Here is a 24,819-nt window from a genome sequence, read left to right as displayed (position 1 = left end):
GCTTTCCGGCCTAACTTTCCGGATCGTACATGAATTCACGCAGTTCCTGCGCGCAGCGGCAGGCGGCAGCGATCCTGGCCGCCCATCGCTCAGCCTCCTCGCGGCTGGGCAATTCCAGAACGGTAAACCCGCCGTCCAACCGGCTGCCGGGATAGATCCGCGAAGACACGCCTCCCTCGCCGGAAACCAGCACGGGGGGAACGTCCTCCTCTATTCCGCCGCCGAAAACATAGACTCCTGCGGCCTTGGCCGCGGCGATGACCGCATGGGATTCCCTGGCGGCCACCGCGAGTTCGTCCGGCGTCAGCACCATGGCCTCGCTCGGGAAGGAGATGAGGTACTTGGTCATGCCGGCGAATATGCCTCCGACGACCCTGCCCGGCAAGCGCGCGATCGCGCCATCGGCGGGAATGGTCGGCTGAAGCCCCCGGCACCGGGCCGGGGGCTTTCACGGCCTAGCGGCAGACGCGCACGCGGCGATGATGGCGCCATACGGTGCGGCAATGGCTGGCGTGGCGATAGGAGTGACGATACGAATGGCGGCGGCGGACGTCATGACGGCGCGGCGCAGGACGATAGCGGCGGTCGTCGCGGCGGGCATGGTCGCGGCGGGCATCGTGATGGTGTTCGACACGGTCGTGACGGTCGTAATGATGCTGAGCGCTCGCCGGCGAAGCCAGGCCAAGGCTCCCTGCAATCAGTGCCACGGCGAGGGATAACTTCGGAATCCGCATGTATTTCTCCTTGATGTCCAAAGGGAAAACGCGGCTAGGGCAGTTTCGCTGCCAAGGCTCATGCTCTGCGGCGGGAAGACCGTCAGGCGGGACGTACTCTGGCGGAAGGACGGCAACAGGCAGTGCGCGCCCGCGCCTATCGGCACGCCCTGCGGGCCGCGCGGGAGGCCCGCAGGCCGCCGCCTGGATCAGGAATGGAGGTCCTCGAACCAGTCCAACCGCTTCATGATCCACTTCTCCGCTTCCAGTACGGCGAAAAGCAGCACCCCGAGCAGGACGATGATCACGCCGTCGAACAGCGACACGGACCGCGTATCGAACACCTCGTGCATTACCGGCAGGTAGGTAAAGGCGAACTGCGCCAACACCACCGCGCCGACCGAAAGCAGCACGGACGGCGTTCCCAGCGCGCCGCGCAGGGTCAGCGACCGCATGTGCAGGTAGCGCACGTTGAAGAGGTAAAAGATCTCCCCCACCACCAGCATGTTGACCACCAGCGTGCGCGCCGTCTCTACATCCTCGCCCCGGGCCAGGGCGCCAAAGAACACCAGCAGCATCAGGCCGGTGAACAGCAGGGAGACGAACACGATCCGCCACAGCAGGAATGGTGAGAGCAGGGAGGCGTCGGCCCGGCGTGGCGGGCGCTGCATCACTTCGGTTTCAGGCGGCTCGAAGGCAAGCACGAGGCCCAGCGTGATCGTGGTGACAAGGTTGATCCAGAGGATCTGCGTCGCCGTCATCGGCAGGGTGAAGCCGGCCAGGATCGCCAGCACCATCAGCATGGCCTCGCCGCCGTTGGTCGGCAGGGTCCAGGCGATGACCTTGCGCAAATTGTCGTAGACCGTGCGCCCCTCGTTCACGGCCGCGACGATGGAGGCGAAATTGTCGTCCAGCAGGACCATCTGCGACGCCTCGCGCGCGGCTTCGGTGCCGGTGAGGCCCATGGCGGTGCCGACATCGGCCTGCTTGAGCGAAGGCGCATCGTTCACGCCGTCTCCGGTCATCGCCACGATGGCGCCCCGCGCCTGCAGCGCCCGCACGATGCGCAGCTTGTGCTCCGGGCTGGCCCGCGCGAAGACGCTGACGCCGCCCACCACCTCCATGAGTTCGGCGTCGCTCAGCCGCTCCAGTTCCGCGCCGGAGATCGCCACCGGATCGTCCGCGAGATCGAGCTGGCGGGCGATGGCGCGCGCGGTCTCGACATGGTCTCCGGTGATCATCTTCACCGCGATGCCGGCGCTGCGGCACTCGGCGATGGCGCGGCGCGCCTCTTCGCGCGGCGGATCGATGAAGCCCATGAGCCCGAGCATCGTCAGCCCCTGAAGATCCTCGAAGCGCAGCCGGTCCCGGGCGGTCGGCAAAGTCAGCATGGCGAAGCCCAGCAAGCGCTCGCCCTGGGCCGCCGCGCGGGCGGCCAGCCGGTCCCATCGGGAAGGATCGGCCTGCCCGCCCGCCAGAGCCAGCACAGCCTCGGGCGCGCCCTTGACGAAGACCACATGATCGCCGCTCGGCCCGCGGTGAAGCGTCGCCATGTAGCGATAGTCGGCATCGAAGGGGATCTCGTCCAGCCGGGGCCATTCGGCGGCCACCCGGGCAGGGTCCATCCCCGCTTTCATCCCCAGCGCGAGCAATGCGCCTTCCATCGGATCGCCCGCCACGCTCCACACGCCGGACTCCTCGCGCAGGCTGGCATCGTTGCACAACATGCCGCAGCGGATGATCGCCGCCGCATCGCCGCCATCGACTTGCCCGCCAGCGGGGGCGTCCAGCGGATCGGCCGCGATCATGCCCTGCGGCGCATAGCCGGAACCGGATACCTCCAGTGCACTCGAAGCGGTGAAGACGTGGCGCACGGTCATCTCGTTGCGCGTGAGTGTGCCGGTCTTGTCGGTGCAGATGACCGAGGTGGCGCCCAGCGTTTCCACGGCGGGCAACTTGCGGATCACCGCCTTGCGCGCAGCCATCCGCCGCACGCCGATGGCCAGGGTGATGGTGATGACGGCAGGCAGACCTTCCGGAATGGCGCCGGCGGCCACCGCCACGATCGAGATCAGCGCATCGTCCCAGGCGAAGCCGCGCACCAGGACCGCGAAGATGAACAGCAGCACCGAAGCGCCCAGGATGGTGAAAGTAAGCTGATGCGAGAAGCGGTTGATCTGCCGGATCAGCGGCGTCACCAGCACCGGCACCGCCTGGAGCATGCCGCTGATACGCCCGATCTCGGTCGCGCTGCCCGTGCCGACGACCAGGCCGGTGGCCTGCCCCTTGGCCACCAGCGTACCGGAAAAGGCCATCGAGGCGCGGTCGCCCAGCGGCGCGTCGACGGGAACGGCCCCTTCCCCTTTTTCCGCCGCGACGGATTCGCCGGTGAGCGCGGCTTCCTCGATGGCGAGACCTCGCGCCTTGAGCAAGCGCAAATCGGCAGGGACGCGGTCTCCCGGCTCCAGCAGCACGATGTCTCCCGGCACGAGATCCGCCACATCGACCGAGGCTCGCTCTCCCCCTCGCAGCACGACGGCGTGGGGAGAGAGCAACGCGCGCATGCCGTTCAGCGATTCCTCCGCCCGGCCCTCCTGCACGAAGCCGACGATGGCATTGACCACCACCACCAGCATGATGACCGATGCGTCCACCGGATGCCCCAGCAGGAACGCTGCCAGCCCCGCCGCGATCAGGAAATAGATCAGAGGATTGTGAAACTGCATGAGGAAGCGCCGCAAGGGATGCACCCGCGCGGTTTCGGGGAGGCTATTGGGTCCATATTGCAGCAAACGCGCTGCCGCCTGCTCGTGCGACAGCCCCTCTGGCGCGGCGCCGAGTTCGTCCAGCACTTGCCGGCCGTCCAGGGCATGCCACGGGGCCTCGGCCACAGGGCTTGAGGGATTGGCGACGGACCGGTTCATGCTGTCCCCTTTTCGAAACCCTGGCGATCCTGCCGCTGGCTGCCGCGATCAAGGTGCTGACAAGGTAATAGGAATGACAGTCTGTAAAACAGACCGAGATTACATGAAGATGATGCGCGACAATCTTGCATTGCACAATCACCGAAGTGCAAGATGATAATTCCAATAATCCGATCGAAACGCAGCCAATGGAATGGAACGAAATGTTCTCGATGCTGCGCGGCAGCGACCGGATTACGCATTCCAGTGAAGCGACAACCTGCAGGAATGAGGAGATACTGGTCGCGATTCCAGCCGAACTCCTGGTGAGGTTCGGTTTGGAACGCGGCGGTTCGCGCGTTCATCCGCGATTGCAGGCACCGGAAGGGTCGCCGCGCGTTCAGCATCCATGACCGAGACGATCGAAAACCTGCAGCGCAAGATGGAGGAAGCGGCCAGCGCCCTGGACTTCGAGGAAGCGAAGCGCTGCCGGGACAAGATCAGCCTCCTGCGCGGCGGCGCCGGCGCGGAAGAGGTCGAGCGCGCCGATCTGTCGGGATTGCAACGCCAGCGCCCCGGCGCGATGGGGCTCGGAACCAACCAGCAACGCAGCACGCCGCCCGCCGGCTGGAAACCGCCGCCCCGGCCCGATCCGATGACGTCCGGCCGCACTCCACGCGGCAAACCGCGGGGGAAATGATGGACGACGCCCGCGCGGCGGCTCTGGCCTTGCTCGCATCCCGCGAACCGGGGGCGACCATATGTCCAAGCGAAGTCGCCCGCGCGATAGCGCCCGGCGACACCTGGCGGGAGGCCATGCCCGAGGTCCATGCCGCCGTCGATTGCCTGCTGCTGGAGAGACGCGTGGGATTAAGCTGGAAAGGCCGTCCGTTATCGGCCCGGACCGGCCCCTATCGCATCCGCCGCCTGCCTCCGAACTGATCCGGATCGTGCGCCATAGACCGGTTCATCGGAACGAAAGTCGCCGCCGCCCGAGGCGCCCCGCCGATCCAGCGCCCTAAAGCAGTTTGTCCAGCGTCAGCGGCAAGTCGCGCACGCGCTTGCCGGTGGCGTTGTAGACAGCATTCGCCACTGCCGCCGCCGTGCCGGTGATCCCGATCTCGCCGATGCCCCGAGCGCCCATCGGCGCATGGGGGTCCGGAATGTCGGTCCAGATCACGTCGATCTCGGGCACGTCCATGTGCACGGGCACATGATACTCGGAGAGGCTGGGGTTCATCACCCGGCCCTTGCGCTCATCGAACTGCGCTTCTTCCATCAGGGCCAGCCCCAGCCCCATGATGATGCCGCCGCGGAACTGGCTGGTGGCCGTCTTCGGATTGAGGATGCGCCCACAATCGAACGAGCCCAGGAACCGGCTGACGCGCGGCTCGCCGGTGACCGTGTTGACGCGAACCTCGCAGAACATCGCCGCGTGGCTGTGCATCGACCAGTGCATGGTCTCCAGCGGCGGCGGCCCTTCGGCCTCCACGCTTACCGACGGCTGCTGCGCACGTGACAGGATCGAGGCATAGCTCTCGTGCCGCGCGGTCTCATCGGCCTTGCACAGCCCCTGGTCGCGGCTGATCACGTCATCCGGCTTGAGACCGGCGAGAGGGGAATCATTGCCCGCCAGCTTGAGCAGTTGTTTCACGAGTTCGCGATGAGCGGCACCCACGGAGGCGCCGATAGCGGCGGTCTGCTGCGATCCGCCCGCCAGCACCACGCCCGGCAGAGTGGAATCGCCATAGTTGAAGCGCACGGCCTCGATAGGCAGGCCCAGCCTTTCGGCGGCGACCTGGGTCTGCGCCGTGGCGGTGCCCATGCCCATCTCGTGCGCGGCGATATCGACCACCGCCTGCCCATCCTGCATCAGGGTGATCCGGGCCGCGCCGCCGCCCATGCGGTAATAGGGGTAAGTCCCGGTGGCGCATCCCATGCCGACCAGCCACTCTCCCTCACGGCGCAGGCCGGGGCGCGGGTCGCGGCGATCCCAGCCGAAGCGCTCCGCGCCCGTGCGCCAGGCCTCGACGATATGGCGCGAGGAAAACGGCAGGCCGGAACTCGGGTCTTTTTCGGGCTCGTTGCGGATGCGCAGTTCCACAGGATCGATGTTCAGCGCCTCGGCCAATTCGTCCATGGCGCTCTCCAGGGCGAACGTTCCCACCGACTCCCCGGGCGCTCGCATGAAGGTGTTGGCGAGCATGTCGAGTTCCACCACCTGCACGTCCAGCTTGAGCGTCTCGGAAGCATAGGCGCTGCGGGTGGGCAGGATGAAGGGTTCCGGCATGGCGTTGCTGGCAGTTTTGACGGTCACGCCGGTATGGACAAGCGCCTTGAGGTGACCCTCGCGATCCGCGCCGAGCGCCACCCGTTGCTCGGTCGGCGAGCGCCCGCCCACCACCCGGTAGACGCCCTCGCGCGAGAGGACGAGGCGCACCGGACGACGGCACAGCTTCGCGGCGAGCGCGGCCAGCACCTGGTGCTGCCAGAGACACTTGCCCCCGAAGCCCCCGCCCACGAAGGGCGAGGTGACGATGACCTTGTCCTCCGGCATGTCGAACATCTGGCCGATGGACCAGGCGGTATGGGCCACCAGCTGCGACGCGTCATGAATACGCAGCACATCGCCCTGCCAGGCCACGGTCACCCCGTGCAGTTCGATGGCATTGTGGTTGTGGCGCGGCGTCGTGTAGAGCGCGTCCACTTTCACTTCGGCCGCGGCAAGCGCCGCTTCGGCATCGCCGCGCTCGTCATGAAGCGGTTGGCCCATGAACAGGGCCGGCTTGGTGCCTTGTTCGCGCGCCTCGTCCAGCGAGGTCAGGGCCGGAGCCGCCTCGAAGGTCACGCGGACCAGCGATGCGGCGTGGTCGGCCTGCTCCTGCGTTTCCGCCAGCACGACGGCGACCGGCTCGCCGTTCCAGTTGACCTCGCTTTCCTGCATGATCGGCAGATTGTCGCCATTGGCGGCCTTCGGCGCCGACATGAAGACAGGGGGCGGAGCAAGGCGCGGGGCATTGCGGTGGTCCATCACCGCCACCACGCCGGGCGCCGTCTCTGCGTGGGAAGTGTCCATCGCCGCAATACGCCCCTTGGCGATCGTGCTGAACACCAGTGAGGCGTAGACCATGTCCTCCAGCGGAAACTCCGCCGCGAACGTAGCCCGGCCGGCCACCTTGAGGGGACCGTCGATACGCGACAGCGGCTTGCCGACATGGCCGTAACGCTCGCGGATCAAAGGATCGGGCTCGCCTCCGGGGATCCAGCTGTCCGGCGCGAGGGCGACCGCTTTCGCCATGACGCCCTGAACCGCGCCCTGCAGCGCCTGCTTGGCGTCGCTCGCGATGCTCATGCGATCTCTCCTGAAAGGTCTTCGAGCACGGCGACGAGCGTGCGCCGTGCCAGATCGATCTTGAAGCCATTGCCCGAAAGCGCCTGCGCCGAAGCCAGTTCCGCCTCGGCAGCGGCAGCGAAACTGGTGGCCGACAGCGGACCGCCGCGCAGCAGGGCCTCGGCTCGCTCGGCCCGCCACGGTTTGTGCGCCACACCGCCCAGTGCGATGCGCACGTCGCGCACTTGCCCGCCCTCGATATCGAGCGCCGCCGCCACGGAAACCAGCGCGAAGGCATAGCTCGAACGGTCCCGCACCTTGCGGTAAGTGGAGCGCGCGGCGAATGGCATCGGCGGTAGCTCGACTGCGGTGATGAGTTCGCCCGGCTGGAGCATGGTATCGACGTCCGGCAACTCGCCCGGGAGACGGTGCAAAGCCGTGAAGGCAAGGCGCCGTTCGCCGCCGTTTCCGCGCATATGGACCACGGCGTCGAGCGCCGCCAGTGCGACGCACATGTCGGAAGGGTGGACGGCGACGCAAGCGGAAGAGGCGCCCAGAATGGCGTGATTGCGGTTGAAGCCGCCCACCGCGTCGCAGCCTTCTCCCGGATGGCGCTTGTTGCAGCGCGATCCGGCCTCGTCGTAGAAATAGGAACAGCGGGTACGCTGCAGGATGTTGCCCCCGACAGTCGCCATGTTGCGGATCTGCCCGCTCGCGCCGGCCAGGATGGCGCGCGCCAGCATCGGATAACGCAGACGGACCGCCCGGTGCTCGGCCAGCGCTGTGTTGCGCACGGCAGCACCGATCAGCAGCCCGCCACCGGGCAGCTCATCGATCCCACCCGGCAGCCCGGTCACGTCGACGAGGCTTTCGGGCGTCTCGATGTTCTCGCGCATCAGGTCGACGAGGTTGGTGCCGCCGCCGAGATACCGGGCACCCGCCGCGCCGCCCTTGAGAACCGCCGACGCCGCATCGCTGGCCCGCATATACGTGAACGGGGTCATTCCGCAGCCTCCGCCATCGTTTCCGCCCCGTAAGTCTCGGCGATGGCCTCGACGATGCCGTTGTAGGCGCCGCAGCGGCACAAGTTGCCGCTCATGCGCTCGCGCAGTTCCTCGTGGCTGAGCAGGATGTCCTCGCCCCCCAGATCGATCGTGACATGGCTTGGCACGCCGCGCGCAATCTCGGCAGCCATGCCCACGGCGGAGCAGATCTGGCCGGGCGTGCAGTATCCGCACTGAAAGCCGTCATGTTCCACGAAGGCCTGCTGCAGGGGGTGCAACCGGCCGGGCTGGCCCAGCCCCTCGATCGTCGTGATCGAGCGCCCCTCATACTGCACGGCCAGAGAGAGGCACGAGAGTATCCGCTCCCCGTCGACCAGCACGGTGCAGGCTCCGCAGGCACCCTGGTCGCAGCCTTTCTTGGTCCCGGAAAGCCCGCAAGTCTCGCGCAGGAAGTCCAGCAGCGATACCCGCGCATCGTGCGGAGCGTCCAGGGCAGCGCCGTTTACAAGTATCGTCATGGTGATCGGCCTCTCGAGGGGCAGCATTTTTGAGGCGCGGGAAGACCGCGCTCTCAGATCAACTCGATCCCGGTCGATTGGTGCCCGCCGCCAAGTGCATGACTTGAGGAAAACCGCGAAAAACAGCCGGGCCGCATCCAGGGCGAGACCAATGCGGCGTTTTGCGCGGCAGACCGCCGCAAATGGTCCGGCACCAATGCAGAGCCGCCGAGTTGTTCCTTCGGCACGACCGGCCGGGACGGCGGGTTAGCAGGGCCGGAGGAGCGCTCGGGATCATGAAGAAAACCTATCATGGCAGCTGCCACTGCAAGGCGGTTACTTTCGAAGCGGACATCGATCTCGACCTGGGGACGGGCAAGTGCAACTGCACGTTCTGCTGGAAACAGCGCATGTGGAACGCCGGCCATCTCGCCCCCGGCGATTTCCGCCTGCTGAGCGGAGACGGGAAACTGGCGGACTACGGCAAGTCGGGCGACTGGGGCGAAGGTCATCACCGCTTCTGCTCGGTCTGCGGGATCGCGACCCACGGTCACGGCCATATCGAAGCGATGGGCGGAGACTTCGTCACCGTTCATCTTGCCGCGCTGGACGATCTGCCGGTCGGGGACCTGGTCTCCGCCCCCCTGGTCTACATGGACGGTCTGCATGACGACTGGCAGCATCCCCCTGCCGAAACCCGGCACCTCTGACGGACATGGCAGCCTTGCCCTGCCCGCCCTGCCGCCCTCGCCCTTGCTGAATTTGCCCGAGGCATCATGACCGCCCTGCCCACCACCGATTGCGACAGCGGCCAGGCCGTGGCGCGCAAAGGCAAGACCGTCGCCCATCCGCGCTGGACGATTGCGGCGACGATGCTGGCATCCAGCCTGGCCTTCATCGACGGCTCGGTGACCAATGTCGCCCTGCCCGCCATCGGCCAGGAACTCAGCGGAGACGCCGCCAGCCTGCCCTGGGTCATCAACGCCTATCTCCTGCCGCTCTCGGCGCTGCTGCTGCTGGGCGGCGCCGCGGGCGATCACTTCGGGCGCAAGCGGGCCCTGGTGACGGGCATCGTGCTGTTCACGCTTGCCTCGATCGCTTGTGCCCTTGCCCAGGACCTGGCGATGCTGCTGGCCGCGCGCGCGGCGCAGGGCATCGGTGCGGCCATGCTCATGCCAAACAGCCTCGGCATCCTGGGCAGTTCGTTCGAGGGCGAGGCCCGGGGGCGCGCCGTCGGCACTTGGGCAGCGGCAGGCGCCATCGCCAGCGCCGTCGGCCCGCCGCTCGGCGGCTGGCTGGTGGACTGCGTCGGCTGGCGCGCGATCTTCTACCTCAACATCCCGGTGGCCGCCGCGGCGATCCTGGTGGCCTGGCGCTATGTGGAGGAGAGCGAAAAGGGGCGGGAACCGCTCGACTGGACGGGCGCACTGCTGGCGACCGCCGCCCTCGGCGCGATCACCTGGGCGCTGACCTTGTGGTCCAGCCATCACGCGGCATCGACCGGAACCTGGATCGGGCTGGGGGCGGGTATCCTGCTGCTGGCCCTGTTCATCATGACGGAACGCCGCCTGGGCGAGCGCGCGATGATGCCGCTGGCCCTGTTCGCCTCCCGCCCCTTCGTGGGCCTGACCCTGCTGACCCTGCTGCTCTACGGCGCGCTGGGCGGCTTGCTGATGCTGCTGCCCTACCTGCTGATCGTCGGCGGACACTATAGCCCGACCCAGGCCGGCTTCGCGCTCCTGCCGTTCTCGATAGTGATCGGCACCGTCTCGCGCCTTGCCGGGCGCCTGACCGAGCGCATCGGCCCGCGCTGGCCGCTCACTCTTGGCCCCATCGTCACCGGCGCCGGCTTCGCCCTGATGATGCGCGCAGATCCCACGGCCAGTTACTGGACCAGCATCCTGCCCGGCATCGCCGTGATTGCGCTGGGCATGGCCGGCGCGGTGGCACCGCTGACCACTGCCGTGCTTTCCTCGGTGGACGAGCGCCATACCGGCACCGCCTCGGGCTTCAACAGCGCGATTGCCCGCACCGGCGGGCTCGTCGCCACCGCAGTGGCCGGCGCGGTCATCGCCGTCTCCGCGGCGGAACTCACTGCGGCATTCCAGGCCGCCGCAATCGTCGCAGCCGTTCTTGCAGTGGCATCGGGTCTCGTCGCCCTGTTCACACTCGAAAGCGGCACCCCGGCCGCCGCCCCCGCCGCGCCGTGAGCCACCTCTGGAGCCTTACCTCTCGACGGTCACGCGCAGATATGTCGCAGGTATCACCGTCTGCCCGGCCGTGCCCCGGTTTTCGGCCTCGAAGAGCGCCTCCAGTTCCGCCTGCAACGCGTCCCGCCGGCCGTCTCGCCCCGCCGCGTCGAAAGCGTTCATCGTCGGTCCGTAGTAGTCACGGAAGACGGCGAGGAACGCCGCAGCCGTTCCGGGATAGCGAAAGGTATAGGTCGCCCTTTCGCAGGCGATCCGCTCCGGTGCGATGCCCGCGGCACCGAAGCGTTCGCGCACGAGGTCTTCCTGGCCCCAGCTCACCGGGCTGACGAAGCCCTCGGGCGGCGGCGGCATGAAAGCGGCGCATGTCTTCAGCACCATGGCAACCAGCGTCGGATCGCCGGGTATCCAGTTCCCCATGACGATCCTTCCGCCGGGCCGGCAGACGCGAACCATCTCGGCGGCGACATCGTGCGGACGCGGCGCGAACATCGCGCCGAAGATGCTGACCACCAGATCGAAACGGGCATCGCCCAGCCCGGTCAGCGCGCTGGCGTCGCCCTCCTCGAAGCGCAAGTTCTCCAGCCCCTCCGCGCGCGCCCGGGCATTGCCAGCGGCAACGAGGTTGGAGGCAATGTCCACGCCCAGCACATGCGCGCCGCGCCGCGCCGCCGGAACCGCCGTCGTGCCGTCGCCGCAGCCGAGATCGAGCACCTCCATGCCCGGCTCGGGCGCGATCCAGTCGACCAGATCCTCACCGCTTTCCCGCATGGTTGCGGCAAGACGGGTGAAATCGCCTTTCTCCCACAGGGCCTTGTTCGCATTCTGCGGCTTCGCGCTATTGTCCTCCTGCATCCCAGCTCTCCACGGTCGGGCCGATCCTCGGCTTGTGCGCGGAGAATATCACCTATCCCTGACGGTAAACTTCGTCTTTTCGGGGTAAGGGTGACGGGCGGCGGTGCCCGGAACGGCGCGGACCACCGTTGCATATATAGCCACGATTATGACCGTATGATCGGATCATTTGGCGCATTTATCGAATTGGCCGCAAATTCATATTGCTAACTACGCCACAAACCCGCACTCTTCGCCTGGAGCCAGGAGGCCCAGGGAGAGGGAGGAATACGCCGCAAATGACAGACCTGCCCAAGCCGTCCCGCCGCGATCTGCTGGCGGGCGCCACCCTGCTGTCAGGCGCGCTCGCAGCGCCGCACGCGCTGGCCCAGGCGGAAACTTCGGCAACCGAGATCCTCGGCTTCTCGAAGGACACCCGCGAACCCGATCTCGTCCTTCCCCTCTGGCCGGAACGCCGGATGCCCGGAGGCCCGGTGCCGCAAGTGACGGAATCCGTGGACGACCAGTGGGACAACGCCGGCCTTCGCTACCGCGTGGCCGAGCATGTCACCCGGCCCACCCTGTCCTATTTCGCCGCCGCCAACCCGACCGGGGCGGCCGTGCTGATCGTGCCGGGCGGCGGCTATTCGCGCGTCGGCATCGACCGCGAAGGGTACGAATCCGCGCGCTGGATGAATGCGCAGGGCGTCGCGGCATTCGTGCTGCGTTACAGGCTTCCAGCGGACCGCTGGGGCGGCAAGGCGCTGGTGGCGCTTCAGGACGCGCAGCGCGCCATGCGGCTGATCCGCGCGGGCGGTCCCGGGCGGTGGAGCGTCGATCCCAAGCGGATCACCGTGATGGGCGGCTCCGCGGGCGGGCACCTCGCGCTCAGCCTCTGCGTCAAGGTCTACGACCGCACCTATCCGGTGCTGGACGAGGCCGACCACCTGCTCACCCGGCCGGATGGGGCGATCCTGCTCTATCCCGTGGTCACGCTCGGGGCCGGCGCCCATGTCGGCTCGCGGCTCGCCCTGCTCGGCCCGGACCCTTCGCCCGAGGACATTGCCCAGTGGTCGTTCGACGGCAAGCTGCCGGGGATCACGCCGCCGATCTTCCTGGTCCATGCCGTGCATGACCGCGTCGTGCCGGTCGATCACGCGCTCGCGCTGTTCGCGTCCGTGCGCGCATCGGGCGGGGCGATCGACATGCACTTGTTCGAGGACGGCGCCCATGGCCTGGGCCTGCGCGCAGACCCATCCTGGCCGATTGCCCGCTGGCCCGATCTCGCACGCCAGTGGCAGGTCCGGAACGGCCTTTCCTGAGCCGCCCCGTTCAGTCCGCCTGATCGGGGGAGCGCAGTGCCGAGCGCGGCTGGCTGCGCAGCGAAAGCCAGGCCACCAGTGCCGCCAGCGGGTGCAGCATGCCCATGAGCAGAAACACCTGGTCATAGTGCCCTGACTGCGCCAGCCGTCCGACGAGCTGGGTAGAGAAGATGCCGCCCAGTCCGCTGCCCGCCGCGACGATGCCGAACACCGTGGCCACGACGCGCGTGGGGTACAGATCGACCACCAGGGTGCTCAGGTTGATCTGGAACACGAGGTGCGCGAAAGCGACGGCCGCGGCGATTGCGAAAGTCAGCGGGATGGCCGGCCCGGTCGAGATCGCCATGCCCACCGGCGCCAGCACGGCCGCCACGGCCAGACCGATGAGACGGCTGCGCGCCGGGTCGATCCCGCGCCGGATCAGCCTGCCGGAGAAGACGCCGCCGCCGATGCTGCCAAGGTCTGCCGCCAGATAGACGATCCAGGCCGTCGCGGCGATCGTGGCCAGGTTCAGCCCGCGCTCGTCGGACAGGTATTTCGGGAACCAGAACAAGTAGAAGTACCATACCGGATCGGCCAGCATCCGCGACAGCGCAAATCCCCAGAGCGGACGTTCGCGCAGGATCGCGCGCCAGAGCGTCGGCTCGGCGGTCACGGTGGGGCCGACCTTGCCGCGCGGATAGATCGCCAGCCAGGCTGCGAGCCACACGAAGCCCAGCGCCCCCGTCACCACGAAAGCCGCGCGCCAGCCCTGGGTCAGGGCCAGCCAGCCGATCAGCGGCGGGGCGATCGTCGCGCCGACCATGGCGCCGGCAGTATAGGTACCGAAGGCGAAGCCCCGCTCCTGCGGCGGAAAGTGCTCGGAAATCGCTTTCGGCCCGGCGGTGTAGTTGCCCGCCTCGCCAAGCCCCAGCATGGCGCGCGCGCCGCCCAGCGCTCCGGCGCTGCGGACCAGACCCGTCGCCATGTTGGCCAGCGACCACCAGCCCACGAACAGCGCCAGTGCCAGCCGCGTCCCCAGTCGGTCGGTGAGCCAGCCCGCAAGCAGGTAGGCGATGGTATAGGCGATCAGGAAGAACTGGACGACCTGGGCATAGCCGATATCGTCCATGCCGAGGTCCTTCTGGACCATCGGCGCAAGGATCGAGAGCGTCTGTCGGTCCACGTAGTTGAGAACCGTGGAAGCGAAGAGCAGCGCCAGTATCGCCCAGCGCATGCGGCCGGGCGCGGCAGGGGCAGCGGCCTCGGCACCCGCGCTCGGCGCGGGAGCGGCCGAAGCGGAGGCGGCCTGAACGGGTGAGGCCATGTCAGCCTCCGATCTCGGGCGCGGCCTCGCGAAGCGCCGCGACGAGCGGCTCGGTAGCGGCTTCCGGAATCCACCCCGACAAAGCCAGGCCCGCATGGGCCGGGTCGCCGGTGGAAACCGCCACGACATGATGATCGCGTTCGTCGGCAACGTGAACGCGGGCGTAGCCCAGCTCGCGCACTTCGGCGAGCTTGGCGATCAATTGCTCGATCCCATCAGGGAACATCGGAATCTCGCGGTCCCGGTAGATATCGCGCACTTCGTCGTCGTCGTGATCGGACAGGAGAACGATGCCGATGCCGCTGGTCGTCGCGGGCAGCAGGCCGATGCGCCCCAGCCCCGCCGAGGCCTCGATGCCCGGCGGCGCGTGGAACAGGTAGCTCACGCTGTCTCCCCACAGCACGCCCAGCGCCACGGTGTGGCCGAAGCGGCGCAGCCCCTCCAGGACCGGCAGCGCGCGGCGGATCAGGCCGGAGGCGAAGAGGCTCTGCGCCGCCAGGACATGCATGCCCGCCCCCGCGGTATATTTGCGATTGGCGGTCTGCCGCGCGATGCCCAGGTAGGCCAGCGTCTTGAGCAGGCGATTGATCTTGGTGGGATCGGCATCCAGCCGCCGCGCCAGTTCGCGGCAACCGACCGGCTCCGGCGATGTCGCAAGCGCCTGGAGCGTGGCAATGCCATCGATCAGGCTCTGGTTCGGCTGGGCATTGAGTTTAGCGCGCACAACATGGTCCTATGCACCAAGGTTCGATCGTTGCCAATCGGAGCGCCGTCACGCGACGTGCTCCGCCAGCTCGTGGAATTTCGCATTGGGCCGCACGCCAAGGCCCGGCCCGGTCGGCAGGCGATAGCCATCCGGTCCGTGGGTCATATCGGTATCGAGCACCGCCAGGTTCCGTTCGAAAACGGAGTGCTGCCATTCATGCTTCCACAGACCCGGCAGGGTGGCCGAGGCATGGAGGCTGGCCGCCAGGAAAATGCCGGCGCCGATGGTGGCATGAGGCGCCACCGCCACGCCGTGGGCCTCGGCCAAGGCAGCGATGCGCAGGAACTGCGTCAGGCCGGTGTGCCCCATCTCCGGCTGGACATAGGCGATCGGGCCGAACGCCAGGCGATTGGCGAATTCATAGGCGGTGTACCACTCCTCGCCGGCCGCCACCGGAACCGGGCTCTCCGCCGCCAGCCGCGCCAGCCCCGGCATGTCCTCGGGCTTGAGCGGAGCCTCCACGAAGCCCGGGCGCAAGGGTGCGAGCCGGGCGATCAGGGCGCGCGCCTCTTCCGGCGAGAATTTCCAGTGCAGGTCGATCAGCACTTCCGCATCGGGACCGAGCGCGCCGCGCAGGGCGGCCATTTCCTCGACCACGCCTTCGTGGCTGACGACGGCGGCGAACTTGAACGCCGTCATTCCCCGCGATTGCCAGTCGCGGGCCAGGGCGACCCGCTCGTCCAGCGTGGCGGCAGGCAGGCCCGAGAGGTAGCTGGGGATCGCGCCGTGCACTGCCGGCCCGATCAGTTCGCGCACGGAAAGCCCGCGGTGCTTGCCGGTCAGATCCCACAAGGCAATGTCGATCGCCGCCAGCGCGTCGCCGTGAAAACCGCCCGTGCATCCGCGCACGCGCATGAGATCGTAGAGGCGATCCCACGTTTCGGCCGGGTCTAAAACCACGCCGTCCATGAGCACGGGTGCAAGCAGATCGTTGACGATCTCGCATGTCGCGCGCGGCGCGCAGATGCCGTAGGTTTCCCCCCAGCCCACATTGCCTTCGCCGTCTGTCACGCGCACGACGATGGAGCGATCCACCGTCGGGTAGATCGTCCCATTGCCCTTCCGCACCAGGTAGCCGCGCGCGTTGACCCGCTCCCCCGGCCCCAGCGGCCCGAGATAGGGCGTGTCGCGGGGGACCGTGACGATGAAGGTGTCGACCGCCGCGATCCGCATCGTCACGCTGCTCCTTGCACCATGCCGGGCGGCAGCAGATCGCCAAGGCGCGCCAGCAAGGCATCGAGTTCGAGGCGGTCGTAGCGATCGAGTTCCGGGCCGGGTGCGCGAACGTAAGTGCTGTCGATCAGGCCGCGGCGCTGGAGTACCGCCTTTGTCAGACGCCAGCGGAAATTCGCCTGCATGCTGAGCAGGGGCAAGGTCCGCTCGAACAGATCGCGCGCGTTCTGCTCGCGCCCTTCGTCGAACGCGGCCAGCATGCGAACGTGAAGTTCGGTCACTTCGCAGGCGGGCATCGTCCCGCGCGCGCCGCGCACGAGTTCGTCGATCACGTAGCGCGCACCGGCACCGCCGAACACGGCGTCGAGCGAGCCGCCCGCCAGTTCGCTGAGGCGGGTGATGCGCTGCCCCGAAGGCGCGGCCTCTTCCTTGACATAGCGGATGCCCGGAACCTCGTGCGCCAGTTGCGCGACTTGCTCCAGCGGCATGCCTATCCCCATCGGCGGCGGCGCGTTCTGCACCATGATCGCAATTCCCGAACCCGCATGGGCCGCCTCGAAGAAGCGCTTCATCCCTTCGAAATCGGCAGCGTAGGCCTTGGGCGTCAGGATCATGGCCGCCTGCGCGCCGGCCCGGGCGCCGGCTTCGGCATAAGCGATCGCCTCGTCCGTATTTTCAGTGCTGCCCCCCACCACGAAGGGAATGCGGCCATCCAGCCATTCGCCGATCCGTGCTGTCAGGTGCAGCCGTTCGTCACGGTCCAGCATGTCGTATTCGCTGGCGAGGCCGGGGAAGACCACGCCCTGCGCACCGGCTTCGACGATATAGTCGAGCACGCGGCGCGTGCCGGCCTCGTCGATGGCGCCGCTTTCCGTGAAGATCGTCGGCAGGATCGGCAGGACCCCCTTCAGTTCGATCACATAACCCTCCCGATGTTTCTGTTGCTATATGTGCGGTACACCCACTCATTTATAGATGTCAATGCGCTTGCACGACTAGTAATGTTGCTTTATTAGCGATTCCAGAGACAGGGCGGTGACACGACCGAAAACCTGCCGACAACGAAGAAAATGGAGGGGTGAACGATGAAGGAGCATGTGATTCGCAGCCTGCTGGCGTCGAGCGCGCTGGTTTCGGCAGCCTGCTGCACACCGGCATTCGCGCAGGCGCAAACGAGCGGTGAAGCCGCCGCACCGGCCACCGGTTCCAATCCGCCGATTTCCGACGAGGCCGCGCAGGAAATCATCGTTACCGGCATTCGCCAGAGCCTGGGCGCAGCGCGCGATCTCAAGCGCGATTCCATGCAGTTCGTCGATGCCATCGTGGCCGACGACATCGGCAAGCTGCCCGACCGCAACGTGGCGGAATCGCTGGCCCGCGTCTCCGGAGTCCAGGTGGACCGGGGCATCGGCGAAGGCTCCAACATTTCCGTGCGCGGCCTGCGCCAGAACGTCTATCTGTTCAACGGCCGCGAGATCTTCGACGCCACCGGCCGCGGCGGCACCGGGCTGGACCAGCTGGGCAGCTCCACTTACGGCCTGCTCGCGCTGGTGCCTTCCGAACTGATCTCCCGCCTGCAAGTCACCAAGCTGGCCGGCTCGGACGAGATCGCCGGCGCGCTGGGCGGCATCGTCGATATCGAGACGCGCATGCCGCTGGACGGGCCGAACCAGATCGCCGCCCGCGGCGGTATCAGCTACGACGACCTCACCGAAAAGCCGAGCTACGAGATGTTCGGCCTGGCCTCGCACAAGTTCGCGGACGACACGCTGGGCGTCCTCGTCTCCGCCTCCTACGGCCGCCGCCGCCTTTCGCAGCAGGGCCTCGACACGTTTGCAGGCTATACCCGCTTCACCGATGCAGCCGGCGCCACGCACTTCGGGCTTTCCGATGCGCGGCCCGAGGAAATCGACGAGACGCGCAGCAAGTTCGGCCTCGACGGCGTGATCCAGTGGCGCCCCTCGCCGGGCATCGAACTGACGCTGGACAGCTTCTATTCCAAGCTGGTTTCCGACCGCGAACGCTATTGGCTCTCGTTCAACCCGTTGGTGGGCCTCACCAATGCGACGTATTCGCCGGACAACGTGCTGATCTCCGGCCGGTCCACCGCGCCGGTCCTGACCAACACCGAATATGCCAAGACCAAGGCCGATACCTGGTCTACCGCGCTGCACGGCGACTTCGAGGTGACGGACACGATCCACACCAGCGCCGAAGTCTCGTACAACCGCTCCACCTCCAGCTACGACCAGAACTACTTGCGCCTGCAGCCGGTCGCCGGGATCACGCCGACGATCGACTTCGATCTCTCCAGCGGCGACCTGGGCGCCTATTCGATCAACGGCATCGACCTGACCGATCCTGCCCAGCTTCGCTTCACGATCCTGTTCGACAACCTCTACCGCGCCCGCACCGAGGCCACGGCGCTGCGCAACGACTGGGACTTCAAGCTGGGCGACGGCTTCCTCGACAAGCTGCGCGTCGGCGCGCGCTACCAGCGGCTCGACACCCGCGCCAACCCTTCGCTGGCGGACATTCGCCCGGCCGGCGGCATCCCGGCGACCCAGTTGGGCGATTACGTCCGCCTGCGCTCCAATCCGGACTTCGCCAGCGGCGACTTCGCCGGCCTGCCGCGATCCTATCTCGTCGCCACCGACCTCATCACGGGCGGATGCAGCAGCTGGACGGACTTCCCGCAAGTATCCCAGGCCGCCGCCTGCCTCAACCCGACCGCCACGACGACGTCGCAGGCCGGGACTTACGAGATCAAGGAGAACTTCTACGAAGGCTACGGCAAGCTGGAATTCGCCACCCAGGGCGGATTCAGCCTGAGCGGCAACATCGGCCTGCGCTATCTGCATCGGGGGCTGACCTCGATCGGCAACCTGATCAGCAGCACCGGCGCGGCCACGCCCACCACGTTCCGCCGCAACGACAACGAATGGCTGCCTTCCGCAACCGTGAAGGCCGACATCGCCGACGGGCTGGTGCTGCGCCTGGGCGCAGCCAAAGTCCTGGCCTTCCCCAATACCGCGGACCTCAACAACGGTCTGACCCTGTTCAACACGGCGGTCTTCGTGGACGGGGTGCAGATCACGCCCGGCACCGGCAACGGCGGCGCGCCGGATCTCGATCCCTACAAGGCCTACCAGTTCGACGGATCGCTGGAATACTACTTCGGCCGCCAGGCGATGGCCTCGCTGGGTCTGTTCTACAAGGACGTCTCGACCTTCATCGTCTCGGAACAGAGCGCGGAAGTCTACGGCGGCGTGAACTACCTCATCAACCGCCGCGTCAACGGCGACGGCGCCAAAGTGAAGGGACTGGAGGCACTGGTGCAGTTGCCGTTCTACTTCCTGCCGGATCCGTTCGACGGCTTCGGCCTGATGGCGACGTACTCCTACATCGACTCCACCACACCGATCCGCGACGTGGTGGGCCGCACCCTGGCCTTCCCGGGACTTTCCAAGAACAACGTCAATCTCGTGGGCTATTACGAGAAGGGGCCGGTCAGCCTGCGCGTCGCCTACAACTGGCGCGATGCCTACCTCGTCAGCCTCTCGGCTGCCGGAACCGGCATCTACAACGACAATTACACCGACCTTTCGGCGACGTTCCGGTACGACATCACGCCCAGCGTCTCGCTCAACCTGGAGGCCAACAACATCCTCAACGAGCACCAGCGCACGTATGACGGCACGCAGGACGCCTTGCGCACCAACCTGTTCTTCGGGCGTATGTACAAGGCCAGCGTCAGCATGAAGTTCTGACGGACGCGAACGGCCGAAAGGGAAGCCGAGTGGAAGAAAGCGAACTGAACGGCCGGGTAGCGCTTGTCACCGGCGCGGCCAGCGGGATCGGCGCGGCGATTGCCCGGCGGCTCCGCGCCGCCGGAGCCAGGGTTGCGGGGATGGACCTGCAACCCGCGGAAGAGGCCGACCTGCCGCTGCTGGCGGACTTGCGCTCCGATGCGGCCGTGGCAGCGGCCGTGCAGCACATGGAGGAGCAACTCGGCCGGGCGGATATCCTCGTTCACGCGGCTGCGGCATCGGTTCCGGGCGGCGCCCTGGATACCGATCCTGCCGCTTATGCCGATATCTACGACGTCAACGTCATCGGCGCCGTGCGGCTGCTGCGCGGTGTCGTTCCCGGCATGCGCAACCGGCGCAAGGGATCGGTGCTCCTGCTTTCCTCGATCAACGCGCGCTTCGCCACGCCCAGCCTTGCCGCTTACGCCGCATCCAAGGCCGCACTCGAAAGCCTGACGCGCACAGTCGCGCTGGAGCTTGCGCCCGAAGGCATCCGCGTCAACGCCATTGCCCCGGCCTCGATCGACACCCCGCTCCTGCGCAGTTCGTTCGAAAGCCGGACGGACCCGATCCGGGCGCGCGAAGACAATGTTCTGCGCCACCCGCTCGGGCGGCTGGGCATGGCCGAGGACGTGGCCGAACTGGCCCTGTTCCTGGCCTCCGACCGCGCCGGATGGATCACCGGCGCCATACACCCCATCGATGGAGGCGCCGGTGTCACACGCCGCTAAGACCGAATCCGAAGCCGATATCGTCGGCATAAACTGGGGAAGCACCAACTTCCGCGCCTATCGCATCGCGCCGGATGGTTCCGCGATCGACGAATATGCCGCGCCCACCGGCGTCGCCGCGCTCGACCGTGACGGCATGGTGGAGGCCGTGGCCGGGTTAGTGGCGCGCTGGCCGGACCATGGGCCGATCTATGCGTCCGGTATGATCGGATCGAACATCGGTTGGGCCGAGGCCCCTTACGCGCTGGCACCTGCCGGACTGGGCGAAGTCGCCTCCGCCTGCGTCCCGGTCGAGATCGGCGGCACGCCGCTGCGGATCGTTCCCGGCATTGCCTGTCGCCGGGCATTCGACGACGCGCCCGACGTGATGCGCGGCGAGGAAGTGGAGCTTCTCGGACTTCTCGCCATGGGGCAGGCGCAGGGGATCGCGGCCCTGCCCGGCACTCATACCAAGTGGGTGCGGATCGAGGACGGCCGCATCGCGGACTTCTTCACCGCCATGTCGGGGGAAATCTTCGACCGCCTCACGCTCCAGGGCCTGCTCGCCTCCGTCGTCGAGGGCGAGGCGGTGGAAGGTGATGCCTTCCACGCGGGCATTGCGGCCGGAAAGTCGCGGAGCCCCGGTCTTGCCACCCAACTTTTCGGCGTGCGCGCGAAAGTGGTTCGCGGCGACCTCCAGCGCAGCGAGAGCGCGTCCTACTTGCGCGGACTGCTGATCGGCTCGGAGCTGGCGGATGCGCTGGATGTCAGCGCGGACTTCGGCAAGGCACAGATCCCCTTGATCGGCAACGGCCCGCTGTCGCGTCTCTACGCGGCCGCGCTGGCGTCGATCGGGCTGGAATCCCGCTTCATCCCCTCGGGCGAGGCCTGCCTGAAAGGATTTCGCGCCATCCATGATGCGCGGAACGGGGATTGATAGCCAGAGGGGCGGCGGAACACGCTGCGCCTGATCGGCTGGGGCATTCACCGCCAAGGCATCTGAATGCCGCGGCGTATACCTGCAGTGCCAATGGCAAGCCCGCGGGGCCGGCCAGGCACTCAGGTCAAACCGGATAGCGCCGGTGCAACGTCAGTCGGCCAGGGCCAGCTTGGCGGCAGGCGCAGTCGATGCATCCGCGCGGCGGGTTTCGATCTGGCTGCGAATGTCGGCCACGACGGCGGCGCGGCAGTCCTGAGCCTTGCGCTCGGCGGCGAGGTGAACGCTGGCCATCTTTTCACCGCATACCGTGCGCGCGGCCTGGTCCATGCGAATGGCAAGGCGCTGCTGCCCGTCTGCCGTGGCGAGATCGAGACCCTTGATTTCGAGAACCGTCTGGTCCTTCGCGAACGGATTTTCGCCGGTAGCTGCAGTGGCCGACGTGGCAAAAGCCAGCGACGCCAGCGCAAGAACGCCAATCTTCATCATCTTCTCCCAAGCAGACACAAGGAGTCACACGGTGGCGACCACCGCACTCATAGCGCCCGATCAAAGAAATGACAATCGATCAGCTCATTTATTCACTCCAACCGGCAAAATTTGTTCAGCGTATTACTAGAACTGCTAGTTCAGTAATACTTCCAAGCATTCCGATCGGCAGTTTAACCTGCCGGGTATCCCTGCTGTCGCTTCCCGCCCCGAGGGTGGTGACGGCAATGTTCCGCGCACCGGACGCCGACCAGGCCCGCACCGTCTCGACCGGAAGCAGCACTTTCCACGAGCGCCGGCCTTCCGCCTCTACCGGATGCCCGTTGATCAGGACTTGCGCCTGCGGATCGCTGCGTGCGCCCGAGACGAGCAGGCAGTCCGCATCCGCGCAGGAAACCAGTTTCGCTCCGGGGTGCTGGGCAGCCTGAGCCGAAGGCGCGCAAGTCATGGCGGCGGCCAGAACCCCGGGAGCCAGAACCCCGAGAGCCAGTCCGCCAAGAGGCCTGCGCCGCCCGGCCCGAACTTCTGCGGCGCGATGGGGAAAACGCCGCCTCATCGGCTGGTCCGGCGCTGCGCGTTACCGCCCGTAGCGCCCCGGATCGCCCCTGCCCGCGCCTCCATGCCTTCGCGAAGGAACCGCAGGACCGCCGAAGCGGCGATGCGCAGCGGGCCTGCCTGCCGGGAGTGCTTGCTGGGAAGATCGTTCCTGACGCTCATCTACCGCCTTCACCTTGTGTCTGGTGAAAAGACTGCAGTGCCGGAGGTCATCACGGCAGGGGTAAAATCCCGATGCCGCCCATAGATCGGATCTATGATCGAGGCTGGGCGCGCAGACGGCGAAACACTTCGTCGATGAACAGCTGGGTCGCCGTGTCGCGTTCCGGCTCGGAGCGGGCGAGCAGGAAGATGTCGTAAGCCGGTTCGATATCCGCATGGAGCAGCGGCCAGAGCGCGCCCCGCTCCACTTCCGCGCGCACGGCAGGCATCGGCAGGAAACCCATGCCCACCCCGCACAGGATCAGTCGCCGCGCCTCGTTCATGTCGTCGGCCAGGCCGGTCACCCGCGTGCCCAGCCGGTAGCGGCGGCGCAGATGCGTGATGACCTCGATCTCGTCACTGCCCATGAGCACGAAAGCCTCGTGCTCCAGTTCGCGCGGCTGAGTGATGCGGTAACCGAACAGCGGATGATTGCGGGCGCAGTAGAGTTGCTGGCGTTCGACGAACAGCGGCTCGTAGACCAGGCTGCCGCGCACGCTGTTGTCGTAGCCGATGCCCACTTCCACCTCGCCCGCCTCCAGCGCCTCCAGCACCTGCCGCCAGGCGGAGACGCGGATTTCGATGCGGATGTCCGGATTGCGCCGGTGGAAGCTCGCGATCGCTTCGTCGAATTCGGGAGAGACGATGGCGGACACGATCTGGATCCGCACCACCCCCTCGACCCGCCTGGTGGCCTGGGCCACCTGATGCGGCATCATCCGCGCCGATTCGAGCATGTCCTCGCACAGGATCATCATCGCCTTGCCGGCGGCGGTCATCTCCACGCCATTGGCGGAGCGATGCAGCAAGGTGGCGCCGACATGGTCTTCCAGCCGCTTGAGCGCCGCGCTGACGCTGGGCTGCTGCTTGCCAAGCTGCCGCGCCGCTGCGCCGATTCCCCCTGCCCGCACGATATCGACGAAAGTGCGCATCAGGTTCCAGTCCACCCGGCTGGCGAACTTCCTGTCAGTCAACGGCGTAGGTTCGCTCATGCGTCATCTGTCCCATCGGCGCCGGTACCGCAGCGATCGAACAGAACCGGACGGATCGGCCAACCGGAAGCGGAAGCGAACGCAGTCCGGCCGCTCCCGACGCTATCTATCTGTTCTTCTTCAATTCCGACTTCGGCCACCAGGTCAGCGTATGCTCGTCGTGCGCCGTCGTCCACACGCCTGACGGCGTAAAGCGCAGCGCGCCGCTGCCGGCCGGCTTGCCGAAGCGCGATTCCACGGCGCCGGTCCCGGCGTCGATGGCCGCAAACACCTGGTCGTCCGTGGTGCGCAGCCAGATCCTGCCGCTGCCAGCGTCGATATCGCCCCACTTCAGGTTCTCCCCGACTTTCGTGCGGCCGGCAACCGTCACGGTCTGGGGATCGATGCGGGCCAGTGTGCCATCGCCTTGTTCCTGGACCCAGACCGCCCCCTCGCCCGCAACCAGGAAGCCCGGTTCCGCACCGAGCGGAGCGCGCCCGGTGACGGTGTTTGTGGCCGGATCGATGCGCTGGACCGAGCGCTCCGCCGCGCTGACCGCCCAGACCGCATCGAAGCCGAACGCAAGGTACCAGGTCCCGCGATCGACCTTTACCGAGGCAATGACCTGGTTGGTCGCCGGATCGATGCGCGAGACGGCGCCCTTGTCATCGCTGGCCACCCAGATCGAGCCGGCGCCGGCAACGACGTTCAGCTCGCCCTGCGGATTGGCGATGCCCGTGGGGATCGTGGCGAGCACTTTGGCCGAACGGATATCGATGCGCTTAACGGCCAGTTCCTGGCAGTCCGCCAGCCAGAGCGAGCCATAAGCCACCGTCATCGCCCCGCAGGCGCGGCTCACCGGCACTTCTGCGAGCTTGCCCTTGCGGGACCACTGCTCCACTCTGGTGCGGTTGGTGGTCCAGACCGTCTTGCCGTCCACCGCCAGGAAGTCTGCGAAGCCCGGCACGGCGATGACCTGCTCCGCATGGGCCTGGCCAATGCCTGCCACCGCGGCGCCGGCCATGGCAGCGCCGGTCAGAGCCGCCATCGAAATCCACTTGCGCATGCTAACCCCCTGTTTCTCGTACCGG

The 24,819-nt window shown here is 67.2% G+C and carries 24 protein-coding genes; 9 read left to right on the top strand and 15 right to left on the bottom strand.

The annotated features are described in order from the left end of the window. Positions 1–10 precede the first annotated feature (10 nt). The 3 genes from AB4Z00_RS09715 to AB4Z00_RS09705 form a co-directional block, all read right to left on the bottom strand. Positions 11–349: a transcription initiation protein gene (locus AB4Z00_RS09715; RefSeq protein WP_442045769.1), complete on the bottom strand. Its 339-nt coding sequence runs from the start codon at positions 347–349 to the stop codon at positions 11–13. 106 nt (positions 350–455) lie between these two features. Further along, entirely contained in the window at positions 456–734 is a 279-nt protein-coding gene (locus AB4Z00_RS09710; protein ID WP_132266023.1) for a hypothetical protein, read from the bottom strand. A gap of 188 nt (positions 735–922) precedes the next feature. After that, complete coding sequence (locus AB4Z00_RS09705) at positions 923–3,637, bottom strand: cation-transporting P-type ATPase (protein ID WP_442045768.1); 2,715 nt, start codon at positions 3,635–3,637, stop codon at positions 923–925. A 188-nt stretch (positions 3,638–3,825) separates the two neighbouring features. Between AB4Z00_RS09705 and AB4Z00_RS09700 the strand changes: the two genes are divergently transcribed. From AB4Z00_RS09700 to AB4Z00_RS09690, 3 genes are read left to right on the top strand one after another with little or no spacing between them, the layout of a single operon-like run. Next, positions 3,826–4,029 (top strand): hypothetical protein, encoded by a 204-nt coding sequence (locus tag AB4Z00_RS09700; RefSeq protein ID WP_442045767.1) that lies wholly within the window; start codon positions 3,826–3,828, stop codon positions 4,027–4,029. Next, the gene (locus AB4Z00_RS09695) at positions 4,026–4,316 is read left to right on the top strand and encodes a UvrB/UvrC motif-containing protein (protein WP_132266028.1); all 291 of its coding nucleotides are present in this window, start codon (positions 4,026–4,028) and stop codon (positions 4,314–4,316) included. The genes AB4Z00_RS09700 and AB4Z00_RS09695 overlap by 4 nt, the downstream gene beginning before the upstream one ends. Then, complete coding sequence (locus AB4Z00_RS09690; protein WP_442045766.1) at positions 4,316–4,558, top strand: DUF3253 domain-containing protein; 243 nt, start codon at positions 4,316–4,318, stop codon at positions 4,556–4,558. Before AB4Z00_RS09695 ends, AB4Z00_RS09690 begins: the two co-directional genes overlap by 1 nt. 76 nt (positions 4,559–4,634) lie before the next feature. On the opposite strand, the gene AB4Z00_RS09685 is transcribed toward AB4Z00_RS09690, so the two are convergent. The 3 genes from AB4Z00_RS09685 to AB4Z00_RS09675 are packed head-to-tail and all read right to left on the bottom strand — an operon-like array spanning position 4,635 to position 8,469. Further along, on the bottom strand, positions 4,635–6,968 hold the full coding sequence (locus AB4Z00_RS09685; RefSeq protein ID WP_442045765.1) for a xanthine dehydrogenase family protein molybdopterin-binding subunit: 2,334 nt from the start codon (positions 6,966–6,968) through the stop codon (positions 4,635–4,637). Further along, a complete protein-coding gene (locus tag AB4Z00_RS09680; protein WP_442045764.1) occupies positions 6,965–7,951 on the bottom strand; it encodes an FAD binding domain-containing protein in 987 nt (328 codons plus the stop codon). Before AB4Z00_RS09680 ends, AB4Z00_RS09685 begins: the two co-directional genes overlap by 4 nt. After that, entirely contained in the window at positions 7,948–8,469 is a 522-nt protein-coding gene (locus tag AB4Z00_RS09675; protein ID WP_442045763.1) for a 2Fe-2S iron-sulfur cluster-binding protein, read from the bottom strand. The genes AB4Z00_RS09680 and AB4Z00_RS09675 overlap by 4 nt, the downstream gene beginning before the upstream one ends. A gap of 275 nt (positions 8,470–8,744) precedes the next feature. Here AB4Z00_RS09675 and AB4Z00_RS09670 point away from each other — a divergent pair, with 275 nt between their 5' ends. Then, a complete protein-coding gene (locus tag AB4Z00_RS09670) occupies positions 8,745–9,158 on the top strand; it encodes a GFA family protein (RefSeq protein WP_132266038.1) in 414 nt (137 codons plus the stop codon). A gap of 66 nt (positions 9,159–9,224) precedes the next feature. After that, a complete protein-coding gene (locus tag AB4Z00_RS09665; protein WP_442045762.1) occupies positions 9,225–10,658 on the top strand; it encodes an MFS transporter in 1,434 nt (477 codons plus the stop codon). Positions 10,659–10,673: 15 nt separating this feature from the next. On the opposite strand, the gene AB4Z00_RS09660 is transcribed toward AB4Z00_RS09665, so the two are convergent. Beyond that, a complete protein-coding gene (locus AB4Z00_RS09660; protein WP_442045761.1) occupies positions 10,674–11,510 on the bottom strand; it encodes a class I SAM-dependent methyltransferase in 837 nt (278 codons plus the stop codon). Between the two features lie 278 nt (positions 11,511–11,788). On the opposite strand from AB4Z00_RS09660, the gene AB4Z00_RS09655 reads away from it, so the two are divergent. Then, positions 11,789–12,811 (top strand): alpha/beta hydrolase, encoded by a 1,023-nt coding sequence (locus tag AB4Z00_RS09655; RefSeq protein WP_442045760.1) that lies wholly within the window; start codon positions 11,789–11,791, stop codon positions 12,809–12,811. A gap of 10 nt (positions 12,812–12,821) precedes the next feature. Here the strand turns inward: AB4Z00_RS09655 and AB4Z00_RS09650 are convergent, their stop codons facing one another. Genes AB4Z00_RS09650 through AB4Z00_RS09635 form a run of 4 tightly spaced genes read right to left on the bottom strand, consistent with a single transcriptional unit; the run spans position 12,822 to position 16,976 of the window. After that, entirely contained in the window at positions 12,822–14,117 is a 1,296-nt protein-coding gene (locus tag AB4Z00_RS09650) for an MFS transporter (RefSeq protein WP_442045759.1), read from the bottom strand. A 1-nt stretch (position 14,118) separates the two neighbouring features. Next, complete coding sequence (locus AB4Z00_RS09645) at positions 14,119–14,841, bottom strand: IclR family transcriptional regulator (RefSeq protein ID WP_442045758.1); 723 nt, start codon at positions 14,839–14,841, stop codon at positions 14,119–14,121. 48 nt (positions 14,842–14,889) lie between these two features. After that, entirely contained in the window at positions 14,890–16,056 is a 1,167-nt protein-coding gene (locus AB4Z00_RS09640) for a mandelate racemase/muconate lactonizing enzyme family protein (protein WP_442045971.1), read from the bottom strand. Between the two features lie 2 nt (positions 16,057–16,058). Continuing rightward, a complete protein-coding gene (locus tag AB4Z00_RS09635; protein WP_442045757.1) occupies positions 16,059–16,976 on the bottom strand; it encodes a dihydrodipicolinate synthase family protein in 918 nt (305 codons plus the stop codon). A gap of 165 nt (positions 16,977–17,141) precedes the next feature. On the opposite strand from AB4Z00_RS09635, the gene AB4Z00_RS09630 reads away from it, so the two are divergent. The 3 genes from AB4Z00_RS09630 to AB4Z00_RS09620 are packed head-to-tail and all read left to right on the top strand — an operon-like array spanning position 17,142 to position 21,512. Beyond that, positions 17,142–19,826 carry a TonB-dependent receptor gene (locus AB4Z00_RS09630; protein WP_442045756.1) on the top strand — a complete coding sequence of 895 codons (2,685 nt, stop codon included), beginning with the start codon at positions 17,142–17,144 and terminating at the stop codon, positions 19,824–19,826. Positions 19,827–19,855: 29 nt separating this feature from the next. Continuing rightward, on the top strand, positions 19,856–20,596 hold the full coding sequence (locus AB4Z00_RS09625) for an SDR family NAD(P)-dependent oxidoreductase (protein WP_442045755.1): 741 nt from the start codon (positions 19,856–19,858) through the stop codon (positions 20,594–20,596). Next, complete coding sequence (locus tag AB4Z00_RS09620) at positions 20,580–21,512, top strand: 2-dehydro-3-deoxygalactonokinase (RefSeq protein WP_442045754.1); 933 nt, start codon at positions 20,580–20,582, stop codon at positions 21,510–21,512. The genes AB4Z00_RS09625 and AB4Z00_RS09620 overlap by 17 nt, the downstream gene beginning before the upstream one ends. Before the next feature lie 153 nt (positions 21,513–21,665). Here the strand turns inward: AB4Z00_RS09620 and AB4Z00_RS09615 are convergent, their stop codons facing one another. From AB4Z00_RS09615 to AB4Z00_RS09600, 4 genes are all read right to left on the bottom strand, one after another. Continuing rightward, the gene (locus AB4Z00_RS09615; RefSeq protein WP_132266055.1) at positions 21,666–21,998 is read right to left on the bottom strand and encodes a UrcA family protein; all 333 of its coding nucleotides are present in this window, start codon (positions 21,996–21,998) and stop codon (positions 21,666–21,668) included. Between the two features lie 555 nt (positions 21,999–22,553). Then, complete coding sequence (locus AB4Z00_RS09610; protein WP_442045753.1) at positions 22,554–22,718, bottom strand: hypothetical protein; 165 nt, start codon at positions 22,716–22,718, stop codon at positions 22,554–22,556. Positions 22,719–22,810: 92 nt separating this feature from the next. Next, positions 22,811–23,749, bottom strand: coding sequence for a LysR family transcriptional regulator (locus AB4Z00_RS09605; RefSeq protein ID WP_132266057.1), 939 nt, complete (start codon positions 23,747–23,749; stop codon positions 22,811–22,813). 106 nt (positions 23,750–23,855) lie between these two features. Then, the gene (locus AB4Z00_RS09600) at positions 23,856–24,794 is read right to left on the bottom strand and encodes a Vgb family protein (RefSeq protein WP_442045752.1); all 939 of its coding nucleotides are present in this window, start codon (positions 24,792–24,794) and stop codon (positions 23,856–23,858) included. Positions 24,795–24,819 lie beyond the last annotated feature (25 nt).

This window comes from Novosphingobium sp. YAF33 (assembly GCF_052113265.1).
Taxonomy (GTDB): domain Bacteria; phylum Pseudomonadota; class Alphaproteobacteria; order Sphingomonadales; family Sphingomonadaceae; genus Novosphingobium.
The sequence above is the reverse complement of the archived record's forward strand: the minus strand, read 5'-3'. Positions and strand labels throughout refer to the sequence as shown.